The organism is Clostridium sp. KNHs205 (assembly GCF_000702945.1).
Classification (GTDB): domain Bacteria; phylum Bacillota; class Clostridia; order Lachnospirales; family Lachnospiraceae; genus Anaerocolumna.
Window position 1 is genome coordinate 1331393 of the sequence record NZ_JNLE01000005.1, and the last position, 25824, is coordinate 1357216.

The window sequence follows — 25824 nt, forward strand, 5'->3', positions numbered from 1 at the left end:
AATAAATTCTAGGTGATTTCTTACGTTTTTCTTACAATTTAGCTGGAGATTGAGGCAAAGCATGCGCTGTCTCGGAAGCTAGTATGTCTTATTTGATAAAAGCCTGTTACTGTCTTATTTAAGATACTTCAGTTTCTTATCATACCTTCTCACTCTTCTAACACTTTCTTGCAGTTCTTAAACTTTCATGAACTTTTCACACTTTCTCACACTTTTCACACTTTCTCGTGTTTTTCAAACTTTCTCGCATTTTCTTACTTTCTCGCTCTTCTCAGCTCTTCTCACACATTCTCGTTCTTCTCATAATTTCTCGTACTTTTCATACTTTCTCGTACTTCTTCTCATAATTTCTCACTCTTTTTACACATTCTCGTTCTTCCAAACTTTCTCGCTCTTCTTCTCATAATTTCTCACTCTTTTCACACTTCCTCATACTTCTTCTCAAACTTTCTCGCTCTTCTTCTCATAATTTCTCGTACTTTTCATACTTTCTCGCTCTTCTCACACTTTCTCGCTCTTTCATACTTTCTTGCTCTTCTTCTCACACTTTCTCGTACTTCCTCTCTACAGCAAAATTAATTAGATTTCCTAATAGAAAACAGGCCGCAAAAAGCTTATTATTAAGCCCTTGCAGCCTGTGTTTATTTTATAATGCCTTCGGATTTAGGTTTAACCGGCTTTATCAGTGCTTTTTCTTTCGCTTCTGCTTCTTGGTCTGCTTCCTGCTTTTCTTCCAGTCTTGTTTCAATAAATCTTGTAAACATCAGTTTCAGCAGAGCACCTACCGGAACTGCAAATATCATACCAAACAGACCGCCGATTGCACTACCAAAAATTAATGAAATAATAACCAATACGGGATGTATCTTAATACTTTGACTCAGTAGTTTGGGCTGAATAAGATTACCGTCCAGCGCCTGTATGATCAGCAATGCAATCAGCGCAAAGATCAACTTTCTATATTCTCCGTAAACCAAACAACTGATAGCTGTTGCTCCATAAGCAATAAAAGGTCCAAGATAGGGTACAAGGTTACCAAGTCCGGCAATAATACCGATAAGGAGTCCATATTTCACGCCTATCAGTGACAGTAATACCGATATGGAACACATCATAACTATAACGTCCAGCATCTGCCCTCTGATATAACCTGAGAATACATAATCTGCATCTTTAATAAAAATACTGATTCTTGTGTTCATTTTATTGCTGAAGATCGCAAGTCCCACACTTCTTAGATAACTTTTTATCATCTTCCCATCTATCATGAAATAAATAGAAATGATCAAAGCAAACAGCAAGGTAGTCAGATAGGAGGATATATTCGTCAGTGACATGACAAATGAGGTACCGAAATCCTTCAGAACACCTACTATTTTTGTTCCGGTTTCTATCACATAGTCATTTACAGGACCGGATTTAATATTAAGATCATCCAATCTGTGCAGTATTGAAGTATAGAATTCATTGGAGCTCTTCCACATATTCTGTGCCAGTGTAAAGATATCATCCAGGTTGGCAAGCCTTAGCTGATTTGTAACGTTATAAACTAAGATTGAAATAATAAGTACGATGATAGCCAGGAATATAAATACCGTTGATATAACCGCCAGGGTTCTGCAGGATTTCAGCTTCCATTTCTTTATCTCCACCTTTTCGAATAGATTCTCGAAAAAATTAACGACGGGATCCAACAGGTAGGCAAATACAAATGCAATTGCTATTGGCTTTGCTACGCCCATTATCCAGTTTAATCCACTCAGTATAATTGTTAGAAAAAAAGGTGCATTTTTTGCCAGGAGACTCAGAGTATAAATAATACTGGCTGTTATAATCACGTAAATAGAAATCAATGTATAGCGTTTATTCATTTTGTTACTGATTTTCATTAATTACCCATACCTTTCTGTCCTATATACAGTCTGTAAACCAATTTTCTGCCATTCTTAAGGCACATTATAACATACAGATCAGTTCCTGTATACATTCAGCCTGCACTTCTAACCTTAATTTAATCTGTGTTCCCTGTATTTCTCAGGCCGTATCTGCTTACAGCAGCAGCAATGCCGCATAATCAGGGTGCAAACTATGCTTTTCTTTCATTTCCATTAACACCAATTCATACCATAATCCCGTTTGCGTAACGCCCAAATAGGAAGTGTGAAATGTCCTTCATTTCATATTAGCTCCCGTTGCATCCTGTATCTGACTGCGGACGTTGCACTGCTTCCTAATCAGGGTAAATTAAGCTTTTTTAATTAGTAGAATTACTTCAGTGCCATAATTAAATCTTACAGCCGGAACAATTCATAATACAGCCGCTTTATCCGCGGAATATGCCCATATATCTGTCGTTTAACATTGTGATAAAACTCCTCAGCTGCAGATAACTCTTCTTCTGTCATAGGTGCATATCCAAACCTGGCTTTTAATGCAAGTTCTACAAATCCAGTAAATTCCTCTTTCTTCCGGTTCTTTAGTTTGCTTTCCAGCTGCCATGCTGTCTTCTGATACTCCTCCTCCAAAAGTGAGATTCCAAGTGTTTTAAGCAGGTGTCTTACCTTTTGGTATAGAATAATGATCTTTTTCGCTTTATCTGCTTTTCTATACCTGATCCCTCTATATATCTTTATCAGAACACCTGCTGCAATTATCAGTACTATAAGGAGTATTACTATTGCAGCAAAAAACGAGACCACATCAATTGCTCTTAAATCTTCTTTCTCTTTTGTATTCTTTGTTGTATCCGTTACAGTATCCTTTGGTTCAGCCTTAGGTGTTACAGTTGGTGTCGGCGTACTGCTTGGCGTAGGGGTCCCAGTGGGGGTTGGTGTCGTCTGAAGTTCCTCGTAAGCCGAATCCTCTGAATCCTGTTGAAAACCAGGTGTCATTTCAACAGGTACCCAGCCCCATCCATCTTTGTATACTTCAACCCAGGAATGAGCACCGGCATCACTTATTCTGACTTCTCTGATGTTATAATTTTTCTTATTTCCATCCTCCTCCAAAGCAGAATAAGAGCCCAACATCTTACTTTTCTTAATCTCATCCGGTTTTGCCACATATCCTTCTACATATCTGGCCGGAATTCCTGCCAGTCTGAAGGCAAGTGTTGCCGCACTGGCATAATGGGTACAGAATCCTTTCTTTTTCTCATATAGAAAGTATTCTACAAAATCTTTGTTTCCCGGCAGGGTACCCGGTGACAGAGAATAGGCAGTATCCTTCTGGATATAGGTACGAATATAAGAGGCTAAAGCACTCAGGGCTTTTTGTGTACCAAAACGGTTTACCATCTCCTCATATTTTCCAGCCATATCTGACTTTAGTTGGTCAAGTCCTGCAGCCGGTACCTGTGTATAATAATTATATATAAATGTTCTGTATTGTTCTTCAGCATCAGAATACTCTGCCAGCTTATTCCACAGCTCTTCAGGATTAACAGAACTGTAGCTGAGTCTTTTGCTGACCCCTCCAATATAAGTTTCCAATTCTGTATTATAGTCCTGATTCAACAGACTTCTATCTTTTTCACTGGGGACATAATTTACGGTATAATCCTTATTGAATCTGACAGCCTTTATATATTCCGGATTACCGGTATCAATACCACTAATATCATTCACATAAGTATAATAAGGTGTATACAGATATTTTCTGTTAGCATCAAGGTTCTGTATATCCATTGTGTAGCTGTTCAATCCACCATCAAGGGAAGAGCTTCGCCCCATATTCGACAGCAGATCTAAAAGCTGGCCAGTCTGATTTCCGGCGGTAAGTCCTGCCGTCTCCCACACGGACTTATAGTGCTCAAAATCAGTTATAGCGTCTTCACTCAGACCATTCCATGAGTCTCCGTCATAAACACTGCCTGTAAATCCTTTCAGGTACACTGCTGTATCATTTTCTAATGCACTAATAATAATATCCGTTTTATTATCGTATTTTAATTTTCCTACCCTGCCAAGTTTTCCTTCATTTAGTCCTCCCCTGGAATTGGAGTACTGAAAGATCACCACTTTTCCATTATTTAAAAAGCTGAAGTAGTCAGCCAGGTCATTTACCTGAAAACGCTCTACCTTTACTCGAATTTTACTCTTAACGCCCGGCACATTCATCTTCTGCTCATATGTCTCCAGGGTTAAGAAACGTGAAGTCAGAAAGAACAGTAACAGGACACCTGTAAACATAAAAAAACTGCTTCTTAAATTAATGTAATAATTATTTTTCTCAAACTGTTTGCTGCGGTGAAGCCAGCGCTTCTTCTCTTCTTTGGTACCTTTTACAGAGGGCCTCTTCATATGGCTGCCAAAAACAAACATACTGAAAGTAGCAGCTATGTATATGGCAAAGGGAAACGTATCCGGTATCATACCGACAACAAAAGGTATTACGATAAAGGGAATTGTAAGGAGATAATAAATCACCGGATAGATTTTATTCATAATGATCAGTGTAATTAAAAGCCCAAGTGGTATGGTGAAAAATATCAGAAAGATTGTTACAACCTTTTCCGGATCAAAATCATCCACCAGAAAACGATAAGCATTTGTTCCATAATAGCTGTTCATCAGCATAATAAATCGGTTTTCAATATGCCAGAATCCATTCTGAAGCTCAAGCCACATACGGTAACCTGCATATACATAAGTAACTATAAAGGGAAGCATTAAGCCCAGGCTAATTTTAGGAACTAAAAGGAGCCCGAAACTCACCGCTCCGGATAAAAGAACAGCACTAAAAAGCCACAGGACATTAATGCTTAATCCCAGTCCCGTCACCAGGCTAAATACCACACTATAAAGAATTACTTCTATTAACAATAATTGTATCAGAGAGTACCACAGGGAATTTCCCTTACTGACATCCGCAAGTACGGTTTCTTTTCCCCTGATATAAATACCATCATGAGACTTTTCTTTTCTTCTTCCCATTTAAACCTCTTTCATTTATTGCCTGCTGCATCAAGCCGTTATACCCAGTTTAAAGATGGTTTCTTCCATCTTTCTAATATCAATCCGGTAACAGGGTATTAAGGAGGCAGCCAGAAATTCCTCCACGCCTGTACCAATTGGTGCCTTTTCCAAATCATTTATATAGACGACATAAAGCAGACAATTGCCTCCTCTATGCCATTTTATAATCTCTTCTTCCTTAATCTCATTTGTAATATATAAAACATTACCACCCGTTTCCAGCTGTCCATAATCTTTCTCCGGGAATCCCGTCTCATAAAAGGCCGCACCAAGTAATGCCATCTGTGCTTCCCTGCTGCTGTCAGGATTAGTAATCTCCTGTTCCATATACTGATTTATATTTCTGTCATACCAGACCATCCTGTGTTCATGTCCTTTTCCCAGTATCCCTTCTGAAACAGACATTACAGCTTCCATAAAACAATCGGTACTTTGCAGCTTTTTCTCCCCTTTATCACTATTCTTAAAGGAGAGATATAGTATTGCTCTGTCCCTAAGGGGCTGGCTGTACTCTTTCATTATAAGCTTCTGATTCTTTCTGCTGAGCTTCCAATGTATCTGATTGGGCCTGTCCCCTTCTTTGTATTCTCTTACTCCGAATATTTCAGACGGATCATTGCCAGGCTTATGTTCAAGATAATGATTACTTTCTTCCTCCATCTCCATATCAGCGGTTTTCTTTATAAGATCTCCTGCCATAGGATGAATGGAAGGCATTACTGAGACGGTTGCCCATTTCTTTAACTTCCTGGATGTACGAAAAATTCCCAGAAAATCATAGCATCTGATACGTTCAATCGTAACCTTGATATTTCCGCAGTGTTCAGATCTTATACTTACCGTTGAATATGCAGAACCCTTCTTGTCCACACTCAGATAAAGCCTGTCTTTCTTCACGGCTCCTGAAATTTCATTACGATAGGTATAACAGATTTCAAGCCTGGTTACAGGTATGGCAGATTCATTCACTGCTTCAAAGCGAATCTCTGCCTCCTTATTCTTCTCCGTGATAACTGGGTCCGCAGTAATCTTAACACTCAATTTCCGCAAAGACATCCATGCTCCAAGGAGCAGCAGGAACGGAAGTAAGACTACGGCAAAAAAGAATATCATAGTAAAATACACATTATAAAATATGGAAAACAGCCCAACGAGTAATAAAAAAATAGTATATGCTATCCTTTTTCCTGCCACCGGTTACAACAACTCCTCTCTGTACTTACCCTAATTTCGGGGCTTGTACCTGTTTTAAGATTCCCTGGCTTACCTGTTCTATGTTCACATTATTAACACGTGCTTCCGGTTTAAGTATAATACGGTGGGACACCACATCAAAGAATACATTTCGAATATCATCGGGAACCAGATAGTCCCTTCCGCTCACAAAAGCATTGGCCTTTGCCATATTAAGAAGTGCTATGGTACCTCTCGGACTCACGCCAAGTTCTATATAGGAATCTCTTCTGGTCATTAAAATTAGTTTTACCAGATATTCATAGATACTGTCATTTACATAGATTCTTTCCGCCTGCTGCTGCATGGCTGTAATATCCTCTGTGGTTACTACAGGCTGTACCTGAAACAAGGGATTAGACCCGCTTCTGTCCTTTAACATCCTGATCTCCCCGGCAACATCAGGATAACCCATGGATAACTTTATCATAAATCTGTCAAGCTGAGATTCCGGCAGCATATGGGTACCGATGGAGCCCACCGGATTCTGGGTTGCTATTACCGCAAAGGGTTTCGGCACCTGCATGGTCACACCATCAATGGTTACATTTCCTTCTTCCATTACCTCTAATAGTGCTGCCTGGGTTTTAGAAGAGGTTCGATTTATTTCATCAGCAAGGAACAGGTTACAGACAACCGGTCCCGGCTTATAGTCTCCAAGTTCGCCTTCTCTGGTAATAACATGGTACCCAATTACATCCGTAGGAAGAACGTCCGGAGTAAACTGCATACGGTTATACTCTAAGTTCATTACTTTTGAAAATGCCAGGGCCAGAGTTGTCTTACCTACACCCGGAATATCTTCTATTAGAATATGTCCTCTGGCAATGATAGCAGTTAAGACTTTTCTCACGATATGTTCTTTTCCGACAACTGCTTTATTCACTTCCTTCATAATGTTCTGTGTTAACTCAAAATTCAACATAATTTGCCCCTTTACTTTAAACTTCTTCCTTACTATAACCCAATTCCCATTTATTTGCAAGACAACACTACTGGAAACATCTGCTGAATTGCTATACCTGGCTAAATCAAAGTTCTGTTTATGAAAGCTATATTATTTTATATAAAAAAGGAATACAAGTATCCGCAATCAGCAAATACAGGTATTCCTTCCGAGTTTCTCATATGTTGATATTTAATTTAAAGCTTTCCTAATAGAATTATTGACATATATTAAAGTGCTATACAATGCTGGCCTTCTGTAGAACATAATTGTCAATTATTCTTGTAATTAGGAGTTCTTCATTACGATGCTTTCAATTTCATTTGCAACATCTTCGCAGGCATCGCAGCATTTCTCAAGTTTACGGTAGATTTCAGTCCATACCATTAATTCTACTGCATCTGTTGTGTTCTTGTACAGGTTTCTGACACCGTTGATGTAAAGTGCATCTCCTTCTTCTTCCAGACGGTTGACTTCTACTACCTCAGAATGAAGTTTCTTGGATTTCTTGAAGTTGCGCAGTTCTTCAACCCCCACATACATTGATTTACAGCAGTCCACAATCGTATCTGTAAACTTGGGTATTTCGGGACGAATCTTCTGTACATTAAAGATATCGATGCACATCAGTACATCTTCTACTGAATCTGTTACATCATCAATCTGCTGAGCAACACTGATAATATCTTCTCTTTCAATAGGAGGCAGGAACTCTTTTACGAGGTGCTCAATCATATCATGCTTTGCAATATCAGCGGAATGCTCGATATTATGCATTTCCCTGATTTTCTCCTCCAGGTTTTCTACATTGAAATCAGAGATGGTCTTCTTTAACAGTTCCGCTGCCTGTAAAGAAAATTTAGATAAGCCATGAAGTGCTTCAAAATAATCGTATCCTCTTTTATTACTCATGTTATTTCCTTTCTCTTAAAAGATTCTCATAAAGATATATGCCATCAAGAAACCAACCAAACCGCAGCCTGGGAAGGTCAAAATCCATGCCATAAGCATTTCTTTTACTATACTCCAGTTAACGGAAGACAACCTTTTTGAGGCGCCGACACCCATTATAGCAGTTGTCTTGGTATGTGTAGTACTTACCGGAATACCGGTAGTAGATGAAATAAATAGACTGATTGCCGCTGCAGTGTCTGCTGCGAAACCCTGATAAGTATCAAGTTTAACCATTCCCATTCCTACCGTTTTAATAATACGGTAGCCGCCAATTGAGGTTCCAATTGCCATTACCACAGAACATAATACCATGAGCCAGATTGGAATTGTAAAATTCGTTACCTCACTCTGTCCTTTGGCTAAGAACATTCCTAAAAGGAATACTCCCATGAACTTCTGTCCGTCCTGCGCACCATGCATGAAAGCCATGGCCGCTCCGCCAAATATCTGAGCATTTTGAAAAACCGGTTTTGTCTTTCTTCTGTCACTTTTCTTAAATAATGCTTCTAATACACGAACTACTACAAATCCCAGTACAAAGCCCAGAACCGTTGAGATTACAAGACCATACAGAACTTTTATCCATTCGCTCCCATTGATACCTGAGATGCCTCCCTGCAGGGCAATTGCTGCACCGGAAAGTCCGGCAATCAGGGCATGGCTTTCACTGGTAGGAATACCAAAAGCCCAGGCTCCGGTCGCCCATGCTACGATTGCAACTAAAGCTGCGCATAAGGCAATTAAGGAATTCTTGGGATCACCACCGAAATCCACCATGTTGTAAATAGTCTGTGCTACTGTTGCATTCACTGCTGTCATTACAAAAACACCCAGGAAATTGAATATGGCAGCCATGATAATTGCTTTCTTAGGATCCATAGAGCGGGTGGATACACAGGTTGCTATGGCATTAGGTGCGTCCGTCCATCCATTTACCAATATAACTCCCAAAGTAAGAATAACCGTTATAAGCAAAGCCGGGTTATGAGTAATCTGTTGGAGGAAATCACCAAAGTAAATTGTCATAATGCTCTCCCATCTGCGATATTTCGCTATTTTCTAATATTTCATATTATTTTTTGTTTAAACCTGGCGAACCAGGCCAAAAAAATCTTAACATGAACTTTACATATACGCAATGTAATCTTAATATATTTACACTTTCTTAACACTTTCTTAACTCACTAAATTCCTATAGGTTTAAGGTAATCTGTAGACATTTCAAGGATTCAAAGAGTTTTTCCGTAGTATCAACAAATTCTGACAGCACTTTCCTGTAAAGTACACATTAATTTTATATGGTATAGATTATAAAATTGTATTATAATCAATTTGATAAATTATTATGACCTTATCTTAATCGGAGAATTATATGACTAAAACCAATTTTTCAGCCAACCTGTGGGATATCCTAAAAACCGCATCATTGCTGCTAATCTCTGCTCTAATTTCCTATTGGGTGCTGGGCTGGACAAAGGAAAGCAGTAATGTATATATATTTTATATTCTATCCGTAATAATCATTTCTAAAATCACAGAAGGGTATCGTTATGGCTTTACAGCTTCTTTTCTGGGGATAGTCATTGTTTACAACTGTTTTTCCTTATCCGGCATTCAGTTTCTTCCGTCTCAGACAGGTTACCATCTGACCTTGGTCGGCATGTTCATTATTGCTGTAATTATAAGTGCTGCTATGGCCAACCTGAAAAGCCACGTAAAAGAAGCAGAGCGAAGAGAAGCCAAAACGGTTCAGCTGAATGAAATCAGCCGCAAACTCCTTTCACTTAACAGCGGTGAAAATATCGGAGGTCTGGCTCTGGAATATGTATATTCACTGACCGGCTGCTCCTGTATCTTCTATAGTAAATCTCCTCAGCAAGGAGAGGAAGGGCTGATACGCAGTCTGGACACAAGGCATACGAATATTATGAACTCAAGTCACGAACAGTTTGTTGCTCACTGGGTATTTGAAAACAAAACCATTGCAGGTTTTCAAACGGATTTCGGCAATGAATCCAGCTGTACTTATTTACCTCTTATTTCCCATGAAAGAATTCTGGGTGTTATCGGAATCTTTCAGCTGGGTCAGAAACCCTTAAGCAACAGTACCCTGGACTACCTGAGGCTTATTATCTCCCAGGCTGCCATTGCATTGGAGAGACAGTATCTGGCAGATTCCCAGCAGAATATCCAGCTTGAGACCGAGAAGGAAAAAATGCGTGCAAATCTACTGAGGGCAGTTTCCCATGACCTTAGGACTCCTCTTACCGGAATGATTGGTGCCAGTGAGACTATTATGAAGAACAAAGATCAATTAAGTCAGAAGGAACAGGACAAGCTGATCAAATATATTTATGAGGATTCCAACTGGCTCCTTCATATGGTTGAAAATCTGTTGTCCGTAACACGTATCAAAGAAGGTGTCTCTGCTGTTAACAAACAGCCGGAACTGGTTGAGGAGGTAGTAACAGCTGCTGTCAGCCGTCTTAGAAAACGTTATTCCAAGGCAAATATATCGGTTAAGATCCCCTCAGAACCACTCTTTGTACCCATGGATGCTACCCTCATAATGCAGGTATTGATAAATCTACTGGAAAATAGTGTGAAATATGCCGGAAAGTCAGCATTGATTTCCCTTAACGTATCCGCCGCCAAAAAAGAAGTTATCTTTCAAGTCGCTGACAACGGCAGGGGGCTGGTACTGGCCGATACCGATTCCATATTTGAAGGCATCTCACCAACCCCGTCTCAGACAAACGATTCGGTAAAGGGAATCGGCATAGGCCTTTCCATCTGCAAGACCATCATCAATGCCCATGGCGGAACCATATCCGCCCAGAATCAGCCAAAGGGCGGCGCTTTGTTTACCTTTACACTTCCCTTAGAAGGAGGCTATACCTTTGAGTAAGAAAATTAAGATACTGGTAATAGAAGATGAACCAACCATCTGCAAGTTTATTGATGCAACTCTTTCCGCCAATCATTATAAAGTAATCCTGTGCAGAACCGGCAAAGAAGGAATTGCCTTAATATCCTCTCATTGCCCTGATCTGGTTCTGTTAGACCTGGGGCTTCCCGATATGGATGGCCTCCAGGTCATAAAAGAAGTCAGGGAATGGGCTTCCCTTCCCATACTGGTGGTATCCGCAAGAACTGACGAGCATTCCAAGGTTGAAGCTCTGGATGCAGGCGGGGATGATTATATTACAAAGCCCTTCGGAACCAGTGAACTCCTGGCCCGAATCAGGACAGCCCTCAGGCATTATGTAAAAAGTGAATCCAAAAGCAGCAAGAATAAAAATGTATATAAAGTCAAAAACTTTCTAATAGATTTTGATAAGCATCTGGTTACGGTAAACGGAAACGAGGTTCATCTTACTCAGATTGAGTATAAACTGGTATCTTTATTAGCGCAGAATCCAGGTAAGGTACTTACCTACGACTCCATTATTACAAAAATATGGGGACCTTATGCAGAACGGGATAATAAAATACTAAGAGTAAATATGGCAAATATTCGAAGAAAATTAGAAAAGAATCCCGTTGAACCGGAATATATCTTAACAGAAATAGGTGTTGGTTACCGTATGGTGGAAGAAGATTAAGATACTTTATCCTCTCGAAAATTGGCAGTCCTTATCAGAAATCCCTGGTCTGCTGCCGGCAACCAGACCAGGGATTAAACAACTGAGAGGTTTGAAGCTTCTATGCTATTGCGACGTTAGGAACCGGCACTAATATTCACAATTGATAAGCTCCTTAAGGAGTTCTTCTGAAATCTTTAATTCCAAGCCTTCTACAGCATCCTCAAGCTGTGAAAGGCTGCTGAAGGATGCAATTGGTACAGCTGAAAAGGGGGCTGCCAATATGAACCTAAGAGTATATGCCGTAACCTCCAGGGCTGACGCACCTGCCTCTTTCAGGAGCTTAAAGCGCCTGTCATTTATATCATTGGTATACATCAGCTCTTGTTCCTTCGACAGTGACTTATCCAATATTCTCTTTGTAAAATATCCCTTCGCCATTGACATATAGGCCATAGCAGACAGCCCGTTTTCCCCGTGGAAACGGTAAGTGTCTAAATCCATGGAAACAAGAGTCTTATCGGCAACCTTATCCTCATTGACCTTTGCGCCATACTCCACATCAGCTGATTGGTAACAAAACCTTTTAATCCATGTTTTTGGGCATATTCTAAGGCTGCCTCAAGCCTCTCTTTTTTCCAATTGGAGAAACCATAATAACGGATTTCTCCTTTCTTAACCTGTTCTTCTAAAAACTCAAGGATTTCACCTACCGGATGAAGGATATCATCTCTATGAAGGATATATAGATCGATTACATCCGTTCCGAGATAAGAAAGGCTCTCCTCCAGATCTTTCCTGAGTTCTGCAGGTGCTAATCTTCCCTTGTCCATAGAAGCAAAATCCGGATGTCCTCCTTTTGTAGCAAGAATCATCTGGTTTCTTAAGCCTCTGTCTTTAAGCCAGCTTCCAATCAACTTCTCACTGCGGGATTTCTCACCGGGTATCCAGTCATTATAAATATGAGCCGTATCAATAAAATTACCTCCGGCTTCATGGAAATAGTTCAACTGGTCTCTGGCTGCTTCTGCCGTCAGATCTCCGCCATAAGCCGCCGTACCAAGACATAATTCAGACACCTGAAGTTCTGTGCCCTTTAAAGTCATCTTATTCATTATACAATTCCTTTCTCTTATAAATACTGTACACTGTATTCCAGCACCCTTTGAATTCCTGTGCTGCCTGATAGTTATTTATTTATATAAATTCCAATATGCTTTACTGTGGTACTGTTAGAGTTCATTTATCAATCGTTCAGATTTCTGGTATCTTTCATAGTTATCTTTGAACATCTTAATGACCTTTCTGGTGACATTCTTTGAAATAGCAGAGCTGTGGGGTGTAAGTATTACATTCTCCAATTCCCAAAGTGGATTGCTTACCGGAAGGGGTTCCTCATGAAATACATCAAGAAGTGCGCCTTTAATTCTTTTCTCCTGAAGCACTCTGATCAGAGCCTCCTCATCTACCGTATCGCCCCTGGCTATATTCACAAATACTGCATCCTCCTTCATAAGTGCAAATTCTTCTTCTCCCATCAGGTGGTAAGTATCACTGTTAAGCGGCACAGCCATGACTACAAAGTCTGCTAAAGGCAATAGACTTCTCAAATGCCCGAAATCATGTACTTCATCAAAATACTCCAGCTTCTGCGCAGTTCTCTTAATCCCCAGCACCTTCATGTCAAAGGCTTTGGCTTTTCTGCCGATTTCGGCTCCGATATGTCCGGCTCCAATTATACATATAGTCTTCTGGTCTAGGTCTTCCCCGGATATGGGGGCAATCCAATGCTTTTCCTGTTTAAGCGGCAGGTATTTATCCAGATTGTGATTAATGTAGAGCAGTCCTCCTATAACATACTCGGCTATGGTAACTGCATGAACACCACTGGTATTCGTTATCAGTATTTTTCGTTCTTTCAGTGCTTCCAGAGGAAGTTTTTCAACTCCTGCACTCACACTGAATACCCATTTCAGTTTATTAGCCTGGGATAACATGTCAGGCTCCAGCGGAATGCTGTTATACCCGCCTCCGACTGTTATTATAATATCAGCCTCCGGCAGATATCTTAAGGCTTCCTCTCTATTGGTACAGATCTGTACCTTTTCCCCGGTAATATCTTCTACTGCATTTATATAGGTATTTCTCTGGTAAATCAAAGATAATATCATGTTTTTATCCCCTTTGCATTTTACTGGGCCTGCCCGCTAGAGTCTCAATGGGGCGGCCATGCACCTGGTAAGGTACCTGGTTTCTGATATAATAGGGCAAGAAGCCGCTTAAGACAGGTAAATCCTGCCTTTTACGGCTTCTCTCTATACTATATTTAACTTACTGTTACGTGAATCCTATTAGAAGTAAAGCTTAGTAAGCTCATCAACAATATTCTTCATACAGCCGTCTCTGAAGGGAGAATTCAATCCGGCCTTGCTTAGCATTGGCTCATAGAAATCTTTTGCGGACAGCTTGCATAATTCCAGATAGCTTTCCCAGGCTTTGTTATAATCCTGATCCATCTTGATACGGTACTGAAGAGCACAGGTCTGTGCAAGACAGTAATCGATATAATAAAAAGGGCTTGAATAAATATGCTGCTGTTTCTGCCAGAAGCCGCCCTTTGAGAAGAAAGGATCATTTTCATAATCCATATGAGGTCTGTACTCTTTCTCAAGCTTAGCCCATACAGCTTTTCTTTCATCGGGAGTCATATCCGGATTCTCGTAAACGAGATGCTGGAATTCATCTACCATACATCCATAAGGGATAAAGATAATAGAATCCTCCAGGTGCATTTTCCTGTAATCTGCCGCTCTGTCTCCAAAGAACATTTCCATATATTTGTCTGTAAAGAATTCCATGGCCATGGAATGGATCTCAGCTGTCTCCATGGTAATATCCCTATATTCTTCGATTTCATAATCTCTTGTTACATATCCCTGGAAAGCGTGACCGCACTCATGGGTAATAACATCAATGTCAGAGCTGGTTCCGTTAAAATTAGCAAATATAAAAGGAGATTTATAATCAGGAAGGAAGGTCATGTACCCGCCGGCTTGTTTGTTCTTACGGCCGAAGACATCGAACAGTTCATTCTCATACATAAATTCAAAGAATTCTTTTGTTTCAGGTGAGAGGTCGCTGTACATCTCCTTACCGCTTAAAAGAATCTCCTCCGGTGTACCAACAGGTGCCGGATTTCCATTATTAAAATACATCTCATTGTCATAATATTTAAGAGCATCAAGGCCAAGTCGTTCTTTACGCAGTTCATGTACTTTTGTAGCAAAAGGTACAAAGATTTCCTTTACCTGGTCACGGAAGTTCTTTACCATATCCCTGTCATAGCTGTTTCTGTTCATACGGTAATAAGCAAGTTCTGTGTAATCCTTATAGCCCATCAGCTTAGCCTGTTCTGTACGGTTCTTAACCTGTTTGTCGTAAATCTCGTCCAGCTCCCTGCTGTTATCCGAGAAGAAGGCAGACAGTTTGCTCCAGGCTTCTTTTCTCACATTTCTATCAGAATCCGTCAGGTATTTTCTTAACAGAGATATGTTACACTCTTCCCCGTTAAAATCAATCTTAGCACTTGCAATCAGCTTCTGATAGGTTGTTACCAGGTTATTCTCCTCCTGCATCAGGGGAATCAGCTTCTCGTCGAAGGATTTTAACTGGAGCTCGATATTCTTAAATGCAACTTTGCCGATTTTCTCTTCCATAAAGGGCCTGAAAGGAGATTCAAAGAGCACTTTTGAATACTGGGATAAGTAATCCTGCAGTTCCGGCATCTTCTCATCATAATAATCATTTTCTTTTTCATAGAATTCATCTACGGTATTGCCGGAATGTCTGATGTTGCAAAGTACCATCTGAGTTGTAACCTTATCGATAAGTCCATAGGCTTTCTTATGGATCTCGAACTGTTCTTCTCCGCTTTTCGCTTCTTTCTGTTCCTTTATCAACTCACCAAAGGCTTGCTTAATCTCATCCATATCTACACGCTTATAAGGCATGTCTTTAAATTTCATATGTTTTACCTCCATTAGCTTTTAACATTTATTATCTTGTTTATTATATCTTAACCAAATTAACTATATTCTGTCAATGTTAGAATATGATAGAAATTATTATAAAAGCAGGCTGTACCTGTTAAGATGTACACCCTGCCATTTAATCTATAGAATATAAACTGAGAGTGTGTTTGAAAACTCATTGTATCCTTTTGTACGGTTTGTATTGGATACAAGCATTTCAATATACGCTCCATTTTGTTCTTCCTTTGAAAATTACCAGGATAAAGATTTTTAAATCAAATCTTTATTATCATGATAAATTATTTCCTCCGCACTCTGCACCTTTAGCCAGACACCCATGACAATTGCTGCAGCCATGGCTTTCCTGCCAGAGTCTGTCTGCTACCGGCTCCCAGTTATCAGCCGCAGGAATACATTTCTCTGTCAGGCTCCTTACATCCTCCGGCTTCTTAATATCGGTGGATTTCGCACCGGAATTCTCCACCATTTCAGCAAGCCTTCCCTGATTATCAAGCAAGGGACAGGGCCGCAGGTAATTCGAACTGAAAGGCTGGTTTTTGTGGTATTCCATAAATAGCGGAGATTTTAAAGCTTCTAAAAGGGTCTTCTTATAAACATTACTGTCCGAATAATGTATAAAAGCACAGGGTTCAATATCGCCGTTAGCATTGATGTGCAGATATCTTCTGCCCCCTGCGATGCATCCCTTCACATATTCTCCGTCATTCCAGAAATCCATGGTAAAGATTGGTTTACTGTTTCTGAATTTTCTGATCTGATGGTACATTAACTCCCGCTGCTCTGCTGTTGCAATCAACTCTGTTACAGCATCAGCACCTACCGGCATATAAGTAAAGAACCAGGCAAATTTTGCTCCATTCTTAATCATATCATCGAAATATTCCTCGCTGGCGATTACTTCCGTATTTTTGCTGGTGTAGCAACAGGATATTCCAAAGGGAAGTTTCTTTTCTTTTAAGATATCCATAGCCTTCTTAACAGAATTATAAGTACCGGCTCCCCTTCTGAAATCCGTTTCCTGTTTAAAACCTTCCACACTGATAGCCGGAACAAAATTCTTGACCCGAAGCATTTCCTCCGCAAATTCATTATCAATAAGGGTTCCGTTGGTAAAAGCAAGAAATGCACAATCCGGATGTTTTTCACATAGCCTGATAATATCTTTCTTCCTTACCAGCGGCTCTCCTCCGGAGTAAATATAAAAACAAATCCCCAGTTCCTTCCCCTGGCTTATGATACTGTCCAGGGTCTCAAAATTCATGTTAAGCTTATTACCGTATTCTGCTGCCCAGCAGCCGATGCAATTGAGATTACAGCCGGAAGTCGGGTCTAAAAGGATTGCCCAGGGTATATTGCAATTGTGTTCCTTTCTTGCTTTGTTCTGGTGCTTTCCTCCAAAGAAAACAGCATGTATGATAAAGTTCTCAAACAGTCTTTTTCTGACCCCATCATCTATATCGCTATAAAGACTCTTAACTAAAGTGTACCAGTTGCTGTCTTTTCTGTCTGTATAGGCTTTGATGGTTCGTGCCTGACTGCCAACATATCTGCCGTCCTTATCAATTTTAATCAACCAGTTTAAGATTCTTGGTATATTCTTCTCCGGATTGGAATCTAAAAAAGATAAGATTCTTTTTAACCCAAAGGTCTGTAGCTTTTCTACGATACTTTTTCTGCTCATGTCAACCCTTACGCCTTGACTTTATGTCATTATATGCATCAGGTGCGCAGAAATTTACTGGAGGTCTTCTCCTTGCCGGCAGAAAATCTTACCAGGGAAGTACGTTTCCTTCATTGTCAACAAATATCCCTTCACTGTCCGCTGTTAAGGAAGCAAATAGTTTTATAAGCTTATCCGCTGTTTCATAAGGATCCAGATCCGCATTCGGACCTCCCATGTCTGTCCTCATCCAACCGGGTTGAACAGCATAAACAGGAATCTTATCTTCTTTTAAATAGTTGGACAAAAGCTTTACAGCCATATTAAGGGCTGCCTTTGACATGCAGTAATCAAACTCTTTCACACGTTTTGCCATACCGATACTGCCGCTTTCCGAAGAGATATTATAGATTACGGCACCGTTACTCTTCTTAAGGAGCGGAAGAAATGCCTTAACTACTCTTAAGGGACCAACAGCGTTAATATTATATACAGGCAGGCAGTCATCCAGGTTGGTTTCTTCCAATATATCAAAAGAACTGTCTGCATGAATGGCAGCACTATTTATAATAATATCTATATGGTCTGTCAGCTCTTTTACAGCGGTTGCTGCTTCATTTACAGAAGCAGTACTGTCTACTTCCAGTGTTATGAGTTCAAGCTTCTCACCATATATTTCTTTTAACCCAAGCAGGTCTTTCTTATTTCCCTGTCTCGTTCCTGCAAAGACCTTATTACCGGTCTCCAGATATCTTTTCACCAGGAAGAAGCCAAGTCCCCTGGTCGCTCCTGTTATTAATACATTCATATAACGACCTCCTTCTGTTTTGCTTATTATAATTGGAAGAAGGGCGTTTTGTCCAGTAAGGGCTGCAGATGATATAACTTTCTACATCAAATGGCTAAGATTCTTTATGAAACTGCTGCCTCTCTTACTTTCAATTTAACGATTCGACCACTCTTTGGGAAGATATTTCATTGTATTATGAATCATATCCTCTGCCAGCTTTTCAATTTCCTTATTACTGGCTCTCTTTTTTACCAGCGGATCATTTTTAAAAGCCTTTACAACAAGATATTTATCGCAAGTCAGTGCTGCTTTTAAAACTCTGTCATGATTTTTCACGTGAGGCATAACAAGGGCTCTGACCTTTTCCGGTAATTCACCTGCCATAACCGGTCTTATAGCATCTCTCTCAAATAAGGCATTGGTCTCCACCAGTGCATCCTTTGGCAGATTCTTTATCTGGCGGCAGGTATTTGGTATATTCACATTACTTACCACCGTAGTAAGTCCGCATAATGCCTTGATTAAGAGAATTCCTTCTTCTCCGGAGGCTTTCAGCTCAATTTGCTCTTCTCCTGCAGCAATTTTCTTACTTCTTTCCAGACGTTTCTTTAAGTCCTCTTTTCTCCAATCCACTGTGGTCAGGCCAAATTTCCAGAACTCTACAGTCTCTGGATCCTTAAGATAACGTTCTCCAGGCATAAATTCTGCAAGATGTCTGTCACCTGCTGCAGCAATGAGTCCATATTCCTGAAAGAGGTCAAATTTTACTCTATGGGCACAGTCAAAGGTTGAATTGGCCCAATTCCTCTCCTTTTCCTCTAATCCATTATCATAATGCTTCTTCACATAATCCCGGTAGACGGGCATTAAGTCTATCCCTTTACAGGAGGCATAATCAAACCAGGTAAAGTGGTTGATACCCAGGACATTAACCTTGATATCATCCCGTTTGATATCAGTTAATCCCAAAGAGTCTTCTGCTATCTTCTTTAAGACGTTCTGAGTACCGAACACTTCATGACAACAGCCAAAAGCCTTAATCTGAGGGAAAACATGATAAAGCGTCTTTACACAAAGGGACATGGGGTTGGTATAATTAATAACCCATGCATCAGGTGCATACGCCTTAACAGCTTCTCCGATTTCCACAAACATAGGTATCGTCCTTAAGGCACGAATAATTCCTCCAGGGCCTGCCGTATCACCAACAGACTGGTATATTCCAAGCCGCTCCGGCAGGTGCACATCTGACTGCATTTCCTCAAAGGTACCGGGCAGGATGGATATAACAATAAAATCCGCCCCTTCAAGAGCCTCCTTTAAGCTAGTCTTCGTTACATATTTCCACTTACCTGCAGTATCCTGACGCTCTGATAAGGCATTTCCAATGATTTCGTTATTCTTTGCAGCGTCTGTATCAAGATCATACAGCCTGACGGTTCCGCTTAATTCAGCTTCTCTTGCCAGATCTGTCATAAAGGTCCAGGCCCAGCCTCTGGAACCCCCTCCAATATAAGCTATTTTCATATCACTTACTTTGTTATTACTATACTTCATCCTGCCTCTGCCTTCCTTTCCTCTGATTCCTTATGAGGTTTCGAAATTATCCTTTCATTCCTGTGAGGAACAGCTTAGAAATCTCATATATGCACCGACAATTATAACGGCTCCTGCTGCTGACAGTACCTGGTACTGCTTTGTATAAATATCGTTTAATTCATGACCTGCTATTTTACACTTACAATACTGCCTTTTGTCTGGTTCCTTCTTTTGTAACCTTCTTTTGTATATGGACATTATATATAAATATAGTATAATAATCTTATGTTATATTACCCTTTTGGCATCAAACTCAAACTTTTGGCTACAAAGGAAGGACTAATTCATGGAGCGGATATTATATGACTTATTTGGTACCGGGATAGTTGCTAACCGTATCAGACGTGACTATGAATACACAATGGAGCAGAAACATTTCCATCAGGAATACGAAATCTATTACCTTATGGAAGGCGAGCGTTATTATTTTATTGAAAAAGGAACTTATCTTGTAAAAGAAGGCTCACTGGTATTCATTAACCGCGGACAGATTCACAAAACCGCCACAGTTAACAAGGTTCCTCACGAAAGAATTCTGCTTCTGATCGATGAAAAACCTTTTTCTGATTTTTTCGCTCTGACCAATACCTTAAACTTAGGTGATTTTTTTAGAAAACACTGGGGAGTGATTACTTTTGATAAGGAAGAAAAAATTAAGGTCGAAAGAATTCTCTTGGATATTGCTAAGGAATTAGAGTACAAAGCTATGAGCTATGAGTTTGTTGTTATGGGAAAATTATCCGAGCTTTTGTTATTGGTAATGCGTAAATATGAAAGCAGTACACTTCCCTTTGCCAGACCTACCGTAAGTTCCAAAAAACACGATATCGTACAGGAAGTAGCCGGCTACATTGCAGAAAATTATGATAGAGAGGAATCCCTTAACAGCATAGCCAAACGTTTCTTTTTAAGCCGCAGCTATCTAAGCCGTATCTTTAAAGAAATTACAGGACTTACTGTCAACGAATTCCTTAACATACAGCGAATTAAAGCTTCACAGGAATATTTAAGTACCACCAGCTTAAGCATTACGGAAATCGCCGGCACTATTGGTTATGACAGCATTACCTATTTTGAAAAGGTATTTCGCAAATATAATGCCTGTACTCCCTTAGGATACCGTAAAAAATACAAAGAGGGGCTGATGAAAAATGCTTAAACCAAATAAAAGCCCCGTTGCTTTACCAGTACACAAATGAAAGCAACGGGACTTCCTCTTACAGCAAGCTCTGGATAGCAGCAGCTGCAAATTACATGGACAGATCTTTTAATTCTGATAGCAAAGCCATATCAGAAGCTGTAAGTTTGACATTTGAGCCTATATTCTCCCCGGCAGGTGTGGTAACGATAATTTCAATTACTGTCCCCTCCTGTAACCCCTTATTTTGAATAGCTTCTATGAATTTAGGGAACTTGGGATGATTACCAGTAAAGGTTTCCCAGGCTTTCTTCAATTTCATAAGTTTCATCGGATTCAGCATAATTATAATTCTCCTTCTGGCAAAATGGCGGACAAAACCATTGTCTATTAATATTTATAAATCTATAGCTTGGAAAAATCAATCATAATTATACTAATATGGCAAAATTTAAGGTCCACAGGGCTCCTTTACCTGATATCTTTTACATTCTCTAATCCGCATATGTAATAAGCGATTCCAGCTCCATACTACCTTTTACAACCTTAAGGGTTATTACCGTGTGCTCCTTTTTCTTGAGAGCTATCATTCCTGTCAGTCTATAATCTCCTTCACCGGATATCTCTGCCAAATGAAGCCTTTCTCCGTCCTGCAGCACTTCAAATACAACGTCTTCTCTGTTATGAAAGGATATCTCAACCTTTGCTCCTTCCTCTGTATTATTTAGTGAATAGCTTGCAAATTCGTCCGCCTTCAGAGCAAGGACCAGCCTTTGAAAACCGCAGTCAAAAACGAATTTCCTTTTGTAATCTTTCTGTTTTTCGACTATCTGCATTCCTGTACCCAACCGGTACTGGAAAATATTCTCCTCTTCCCTTAATCCGGAATAGGAATTTCCTTTTCCGGGCAGCTCATCAAAATCAGTTCCTCTTATAATACAGCCTGGTTCCCGCAGAACTGCTGCAGATACCCTTTTGTCAATCTTGCAGTTCTCAAACAGCATGTTATGTAAATATTCCTCTAATATTTCTCTTGCTTTCTCATATCCCGGATGTTTTCCTCCTTCTGTATAAGCGAGCAGAAGTTCCCAATCCTTTGGCATAACCACAGAGCAGGGGGAATTGCTGCATTCCATCTTCTTCCAGGGCCAAATATTATATCCTATTCCAAGCTTCTCCGCTAAAGGATACATGGCAGTAAACCACTCAATAGTATTTTCACCGGTCTCCCCCAGCCAAAGAGGCACCTCCCACCTCTTTGACAGCTTTATGAAATCGTTATAGCAAGCTATATCAGGCATACAGGCATACCGATGAAAATGGATAATCATTTTGGAATCATATTTCTTGCAGAATACTTCAGTTGATGTTGCCCAGTGGTGTCCTTCAATACTGATTATATGCCTCTGATCAACTTTTCTGATTTCCCCGATAGCTTTTTCATAGAATTCACAGAGCCTTGGTATCAGGTATTCCAGTTCTTTATCCTTCTCTGTTCTCTTGGGTCGGAGAGGTTCATTTAACAGGTCATAACCACCCACAATCCATCTGTCAGCATATCTTTCGGCCAATCGTTTCCATAACTGAATTCCTTTCTCAAAACAGTCATCATCCAGGAGGAGCCTTGGCATATCATCAAGGCTGTCATCAATATTAGCACCGGTTTGTCCTCCTGGAGCACCGTGAAGATCGATAAAAGCATAGAGTTCATATTTCTCACACCAGTCTATCACTCTGTCCAGAAGCTCAAAACCTTCTTCCACCCATCTAAGTCCGGCATCTTCTTTCAGGAAAAGCCTTGCATTTATTGGTATACGAACCGAATTGTATCCCAGCTCCTTCATATAAGCTATGTCTGCTTCGGTTATGTAATTATCTCTGAAACGTTTCCAGAAGGAATCTGCATATTCAGAACCAGTAAGTTCCATTATTACAGCTTCTATTCTCCTTGGCCTGTCAAAGCGCTCATTTGCTCTGGCTTTCCACATATAGCCTTCACAAAGCAGCCAGTTACCCAGCCCCCAGCCTTTTAATACCACTGTCTCTCTATCTTCATCTATTATTCTTATACCCTCTGTATCCAAAAATCCCTTCACTGCATTCTTCCTCATTGTAATCCTCCAATCAGTCTGCTTTTTTTGTTTCACATAAGTTCTGTACTGGTATAATGATTTAATATTGATTTGTTGATTTAGTAATTAATCAGTCTAAATATGTTGATTGTTGATTTATTTATTTAATAATTTAATAGCTATTGGGTTTTACAAAACATTTTTAAAAACGTTTTTATTAACATTATCATATTTCGTACTTTTTTTCAATATTCCATCTATACTTTTTTATATGTTTTGCACAGTTTTTTCTTTTATTATGGCATATCAGTATCAGGTCATTTTATTAAAAATAATTTTCCTTTCAACCACAATTAATATACTCAGCGCTTATAATGTGTGTCTCTTCGTTTTAATATTACAAAAAACTGCTGTCTTTTTTTAAAGACAGCAGTTTATCTATTTGATATATTAGCCTTTTCGTTTACGTACGCATTCTGAGAGTAGATATTCAATCTGACCGTTTATTGAACGGTAATCATCTTCTGCCCAGGCAGCCAGCTCATTCCACAGAGAGGGTGATAATCTAAGTAAAATCTGTTTTTTTGATTTTTCCTTGTCCTTTAGAACCTTTTCTTTCTGAAGCACTTCCTGTTCCAATTCTTTTATTTTCTCTAGTCTCTTCTTAAGTTCCTCTTCCTTCTCTGTTACGTTATCTCCCACCAATCTATTTATGTTATTCTCATTTATATCTCCCATTCCGATACCTTTCTATAGGTTTAGTAAATCGATCCGCTGTTTACTATTGGCTGTGCATCTTTATTGCCGCAAAGTACTACCAGCAGATTACTTACCATAGCAGCTTTTCTCTCATCATCCAGTACAACAATTTCTTCCTGTCCCAACTGATCTATTGCCATCTTTACCATACTAACTGCCCCTTCAACAATTTTCTGTCTTGCAGCGATAACCGCAACGGCCTGCTGTCTCTGGAGCATGGCAGCAGCAATTTCTTCTGAATAGGAAAGGTGGGTAATTCTTACTTCCTTAATCTCAAGACCTGCTTCACTGACTCTCTGCTGTAATTCAACCCTCATACTGTCAGCGATTTCCTGGCTGCTGCCTCTAAGCGTCTTCTCATCCGCATCATTTTCCATGGTATCGTAGGGATATAATCTTGCTACATTACGAATTGTAGAATCACATTGAATTGCTAAAAAGGTCTTATAATTATCAACGTTAAATACTGCTTTCGTAGGATCAGCTACTCTCCAGATTACAACAGCACCAATGATAATAGGATTACCAAGTACATCATTTACTTTTTGTTTTTCGTTACTAAAGGTTAATGTCTTTGTAGATATCTTTTTTCCACCGGTCTGCTGTGCTGCTACAGCAGTTGTTGCAGCACCATAGGCTACTGCTGCAGGTGCTGCTGCACTGGCTGTTGCAGCTTTCGCGGGATTAATTGCTCCTGCAAAGGGGTTGGTATAATAGAAGCCTTCTTTCTTAATCGTACCATAGTATTTACCAAACAGTGTTAATACCAACGCTTCATTAGGGTTGAGTATGTGGAATCCGTTTAACATAATAGACAATACTACTATCAGTAAAATGCCCCCGGTTAACAGAACTGCACCTATTGCATAATCCTCTTTGCTTAGTGAAATGGACCCGGCTATAATAGCCCAAACCGATACACCGAACCCTATGAGTACAAGCAGGAGTACAAGCCCTCCACCTAAAGGTTTTATTTCTTTCTCTTCAATATTATTTAATTTGAAACCTGCTTCATTATCCATATGATTTCCTCCATTTAAAATATTATTGTGATATCAATATGATATCATATTATCATCATAATATATTTCTGTCAATATATTAAACGGAAAATTTATGAAGAAATTGCTTTGTATTATCTGGCTTGTTCAATTATTTTTAATTTTTTGAAAAAAGTAGTATATTTTGCTTGACTTTTGGACAAAAAGTAGTAAAATAAATACGTTGGCTTTGCAGTTGTGGCGGAATTGGCATACGCGCTAGATTCAGGTTCTAGTCCGCTTAACGTGGGTAGGGGTTCAAGTCCCCTCAACTGCACTAATGAAAAAACAAGGGTTACAGAGTCTTTTATAAACTCTGTAACCCTTATTTTTTTGTGTTTGGAATGCAACTGTAGATTTTATTCTTTTATATAACTCTTTTAAGTTTAGATTCTTTTTATGTCCTTTCACAGCGAACTCATTATATCGTTCTTATCTCGTAAAAGATTAGTTCGCTATTTCCGATTGGTTGTTTGTTAATGTCAGACTTGCAAGCGTAACTCCATTCTAGCATAACATTTTTACCTTCCAATATTTCCTCTAAAAAATACCTTTTAACGATTGTACAGTAATCTATTAATTCAAACAATTCATCTTGACTAAGAAATTGCTCATCACCCACTATGTGCAAGTCATCCTCTTCAAATAAGATCGTCACATCTTTTTTGTTATGTGTAACTAAATTCCATAGATCATCTTTTACAGCTTCTATTACTATTCTTCGATTTGAAACATCTAATACCCCACTCTTGATAGCAATGAAATATGGATAATAGATAACCATGTCATTATACCCTAATTTGCATAGCAATTCATTTGCAAAGTCTTCGGCTTCTAAAGCAGTAACTCCTACTTTTCGTGGTAAATTCAAATCATCTCCTGTCATCACTGCAGTTCTTATAGTCCATAATATATCCGAATTGAGTTTTACGCTTTCATCAAACTTCTTCCATGGAACTGCTGGCAAACTTGATTTTTGCAATGCAAAGAAACCTTGTAACTTATTCATAAAGCCTCCTAA

General features: G+C 39.5%; 21 protein-coding genes and 1 tRNA gene. 4 read left to right on the top strand and 18 right to left on the bottom strand.

The features are described 5' to 3' along the window. Positions 1 to 641 precede the first annotated feature (641 nt). The 6 genes from BR73_RS27970 to BR73_RS0125255 all read right to left on the bottom strand — a co-directional run bounded on the left by BR73_RS27970 (position 642) and on the right by BR73_RS0125255 (position 9135). On the bottom strand, positions 642 to 1889 hold the full coding sequence (locus BR73_RS27970; protein WP_051685569.1) for an AI-2E family transporter: 1248 nt from the start codon (positions 1887 to 1889) through the stop codon (positions 642 to 644). A 402-nt stretch (positions 1890 to 2291) separates the two neighbouring features. Further along, positions 2292 to 4934, bottom strand: coding sequence for a transglutaminase domain-containing protein (locus tag BR73_RS0125235; RefSeq protein ID WP_033168529.1), 2643 nt, complete (start codon positions 4932 to 4934; stop codon positions 2292 to 2294). 30 nt (positions 4935 to 4964) lie between these two features. Beyond that, positions 4965 to 6032, bottom strand: coding sequence for a DUF58 domain-containing protein (locus BR73_RS0125240; RefSeq protein ID WP_197032725.1), 1068 nt, complete (start codon positions 6030 to 6032; stop codon positions 4965 to 4967). A 163-nt stretch (positions 6033 to 6195) separates the two neighbouring features. Next, positions 6196 to 7134: a MoxR family ATPase gene (locus BR73_RS0125245; RefSeq protein ID WP_033168531.1), complete on the bottom strand. Its 939-nt coding sequence runs from the start codon at positions 7132 to 7134 to the stop codon at positions 6196 to 6198. Positions 7135 to 7443: 309 nt separating this feature from the next. Beyond that, positions 7444 to 8067: a DUF47 family protein gene (locus BR73_RS0125250; RefSeq protein WP_033168532.1), complete on the bottom strand. Its 624-nt coding sequence runs from the start codon at positions 8065 to 8067 to the stop codon at positions 7444 to 7446. A 15-nt stretch (positions 8068 to 8082) separates the two neighbouring features. Continuing rightward, on the bottom strand, positions 8083 to 9135 hold the full coding sequence (locus tag BR73_RS0125255) for an inorganic phosphate transporter (RefSeq protein WP_033168533.1): 1053 nt from the start codon (positions 9133 to 9135) through the stop codon (positions 8083 to 8085). Between the two features lie 346 nt (positions 9136 to 9481). On the opposite strand from BR73_RS0125255, the gene BR73_RS0125260 reads away from it, so the two are divergent. Together BR73_RS0125260 and BR73_RS0125265 are read left to right on the top strand one after the other, a co-directional pair. Beyond that, positions 9482 to 11017, top strand: a complete 1536-nt coding sequence (locus BR73_RS0125260; RefSeq protein WP_051685570.1) for an ATP-binding protein — start codon at positions 9482 to 9484, stop codon at positions 11015 to 11017. After that, positions 11010 to 11714, top strand: a complete 705-nt coding sequence (locus BR73_RS0125265) for a response regulator transcription factor (protein WP_033168534.1) — start codon at positions 11010 to 11012, stop codon at positions 11712 to 11714. Before BR73_RS0125260 ends, BR73_RS0125265 begins: the two co-directional genes overlap by 8 nt. 129 nt (positions 11715 to 11843) lie before the next feature. Here BR73_RS0125265 and BR73_RS29700 read toward each other — a convergent pair whose 3' ends face one another. From BR73_RS29700 to BR73_RS0125295, 7 genes are all read right to left on the bottom strand, one after another. Beyond that, positions 11844 to 12197 (bottom strand): aldo/keto reductase, encoded by a 354-nt coding sequence (locus BR73_RS29700; protein ID WP_051685571.1) that lies wholly within the window; start codon positions 12195 to 12197, stop codon positions 11844 to 11846. Next, on the bottom strand, positions 12188 to 12808 hold the full coding sequence (locus BR73_RS29705) for an aldo/keto reductase (protein WP_051685572.1): 621 nt from the start codon (positions 12806 to 12808) through the stop codon (positions 12188 to 12190). The genes BR73_RS29700 and BR73_RS29705 overlap by 10 nt, the downstream gene beginning before the upstream one ends. A gap of 117 nt (positions 12809 to 12925) precedes the next feature. Further along, positions 12926 to 13864, bottom strand: coding sequence for a D-2-hydroxyacid dehydrogenase (locus BR73_RS0125275; protein WP_051685573.1), 939 nt, complete (start codon positions 13862 to 13864; stop codon positions 12926 to 12928). A gap of 180 nt (positions 13865 to 14044) precedes the next feature. Further along, positions 14045 to 15718 (bottom strand): M3 family oligoendopeptidase, encoded by a 1674-nt coding sequence (locus BR73_RS0125280; protein ID WP_033168535.1) that lies wholly within the window; start codon positions 15716 to 15718, stop codon positions 14045 to 14047. Between the two features lie 295 nt (positions 15719 to 16013). Further along, on the bottom strand, positions 16014 to 17426 hold the full coding sequence (locus BR73_RS0125285) for a radical SAM protein (protein WP_033168536.1): 1413 nt from the start codon (positions 17424 to 17426) through the stop codon (positions 16014 to 16016). A gap of 88 nt (positions 17427 to 17514) precedes the next feature. Continuing rightward, on the bottom strand, positions 17515 to 18213 hold the full coding sequence (locus BR73_RS0125290) for an SDR family oxidoreductase (protein ID WP_033168537.1): 699 nt from the start codon (positions 18211 to 18213) through the stop codon (positions 17515 to 17517). 135 nt (positions 18214 to 18348) lie between these two features. After that, positions 18349 to 19752, bottom strand: a complete 1404-nt coding sequence (locus tag BR73_RS0125295) for a glucosidase (protein WP_033168538.1) — start codon at positions 19750 to 19752, stop codon at positions 18349 to 18351. Between the two features lie 328 nt (positions 19753 to 20080). Between BR73_RS0125295 and BR73_RS0125305 the strand changes: the two genes are divergently transcribed. Further along, positions 20081 to 20953, top strand: coding sequence for an AraC family transcriptional regulator (locus BR73_RS0125305; protein ID WP_033168540.1), 873 nt, complete (start codon positions 20081 to 20083; stop codon positions 20951 to 20953). Positions 20954 to 21044: 91 nt separating this feature from the next. Here the strand turns inward: BR73_RS0125305 and BR73_RS0125310 are convergent, their stop codons facing one another. From BR73_RS0125310 to BR73_RS0125325, 4 genes are all read right to left on the bottom strand, one after another. Then, entirely contained in the window at positions 21045 to 21275 is a 231-nt protein-coding gene (locus tag BR73_RS0125310) for a hypothetical protein (RefSeq protein WP_051685574.1), read from the bottom strand. A gap of 151 nt (positions 21276 to 21426) precedes the next feature. Beyond that, the gene (locus BR73_RS0125315) at positions 21427 to 23043 is read right to left on the bottom strand and encodes a cellulase family glycosylhydrolase (protein ID WP_051685575.1); all 1617 of its coding nucleotides are present in this window, start codon (positions 23041 to 23043) and stop codon (positions 21427 to 21429) included. Positions 23044 to 23454: 411 nt separating this feature from the next. Beyond that, a complete protein-coding gene (locus BR73_RS28975; protein WP_156034983.1) occupies positions 23455 to 23631 on the bottom strand; it encodes an Arc family DNA-binding protein in 177 nt (58 codons plus the stop codon). A 131-nt stretch (positions 23632 to 23762) separates the two neighbouring features. Beyond that, on the bottom strand, positions 23763 to 24785 hold the full coding sequence (locus BR73_RS0125325; RefSeq protein WP_033168542.1) for an SPFH domain-containing protein: 1023 nt from the start codon (positions 24783 to 24785) through the stop codon (positions 23763 to 23765). Positions 24786 to 24995: 210 nt separating this feature from the next. Between BR73_RS0125325 and BR73_RS0125330 the strand changes: the two genes are divergently transcribed. Then, a tRNA-Leu gene (locus BR73_RS0125330) sits at positions 24996 to 25080 on the top strand. 144 nt (positions 25081 to 25224) lie between these two features. Here the strand turns inward: BR73_RS0125330 and BR73_RS0125335 are convergent. Beyond that, entirely contained in the window at positions 25225 to 25812 is a 588-nt protein-coding gene (locus tag BR73_RS0125335; protein WP_033168543.1) for a hypothetical protein, read from the bottom strand. Positions 25813 to 25824 lie beyond the last annotated feature (12 nt).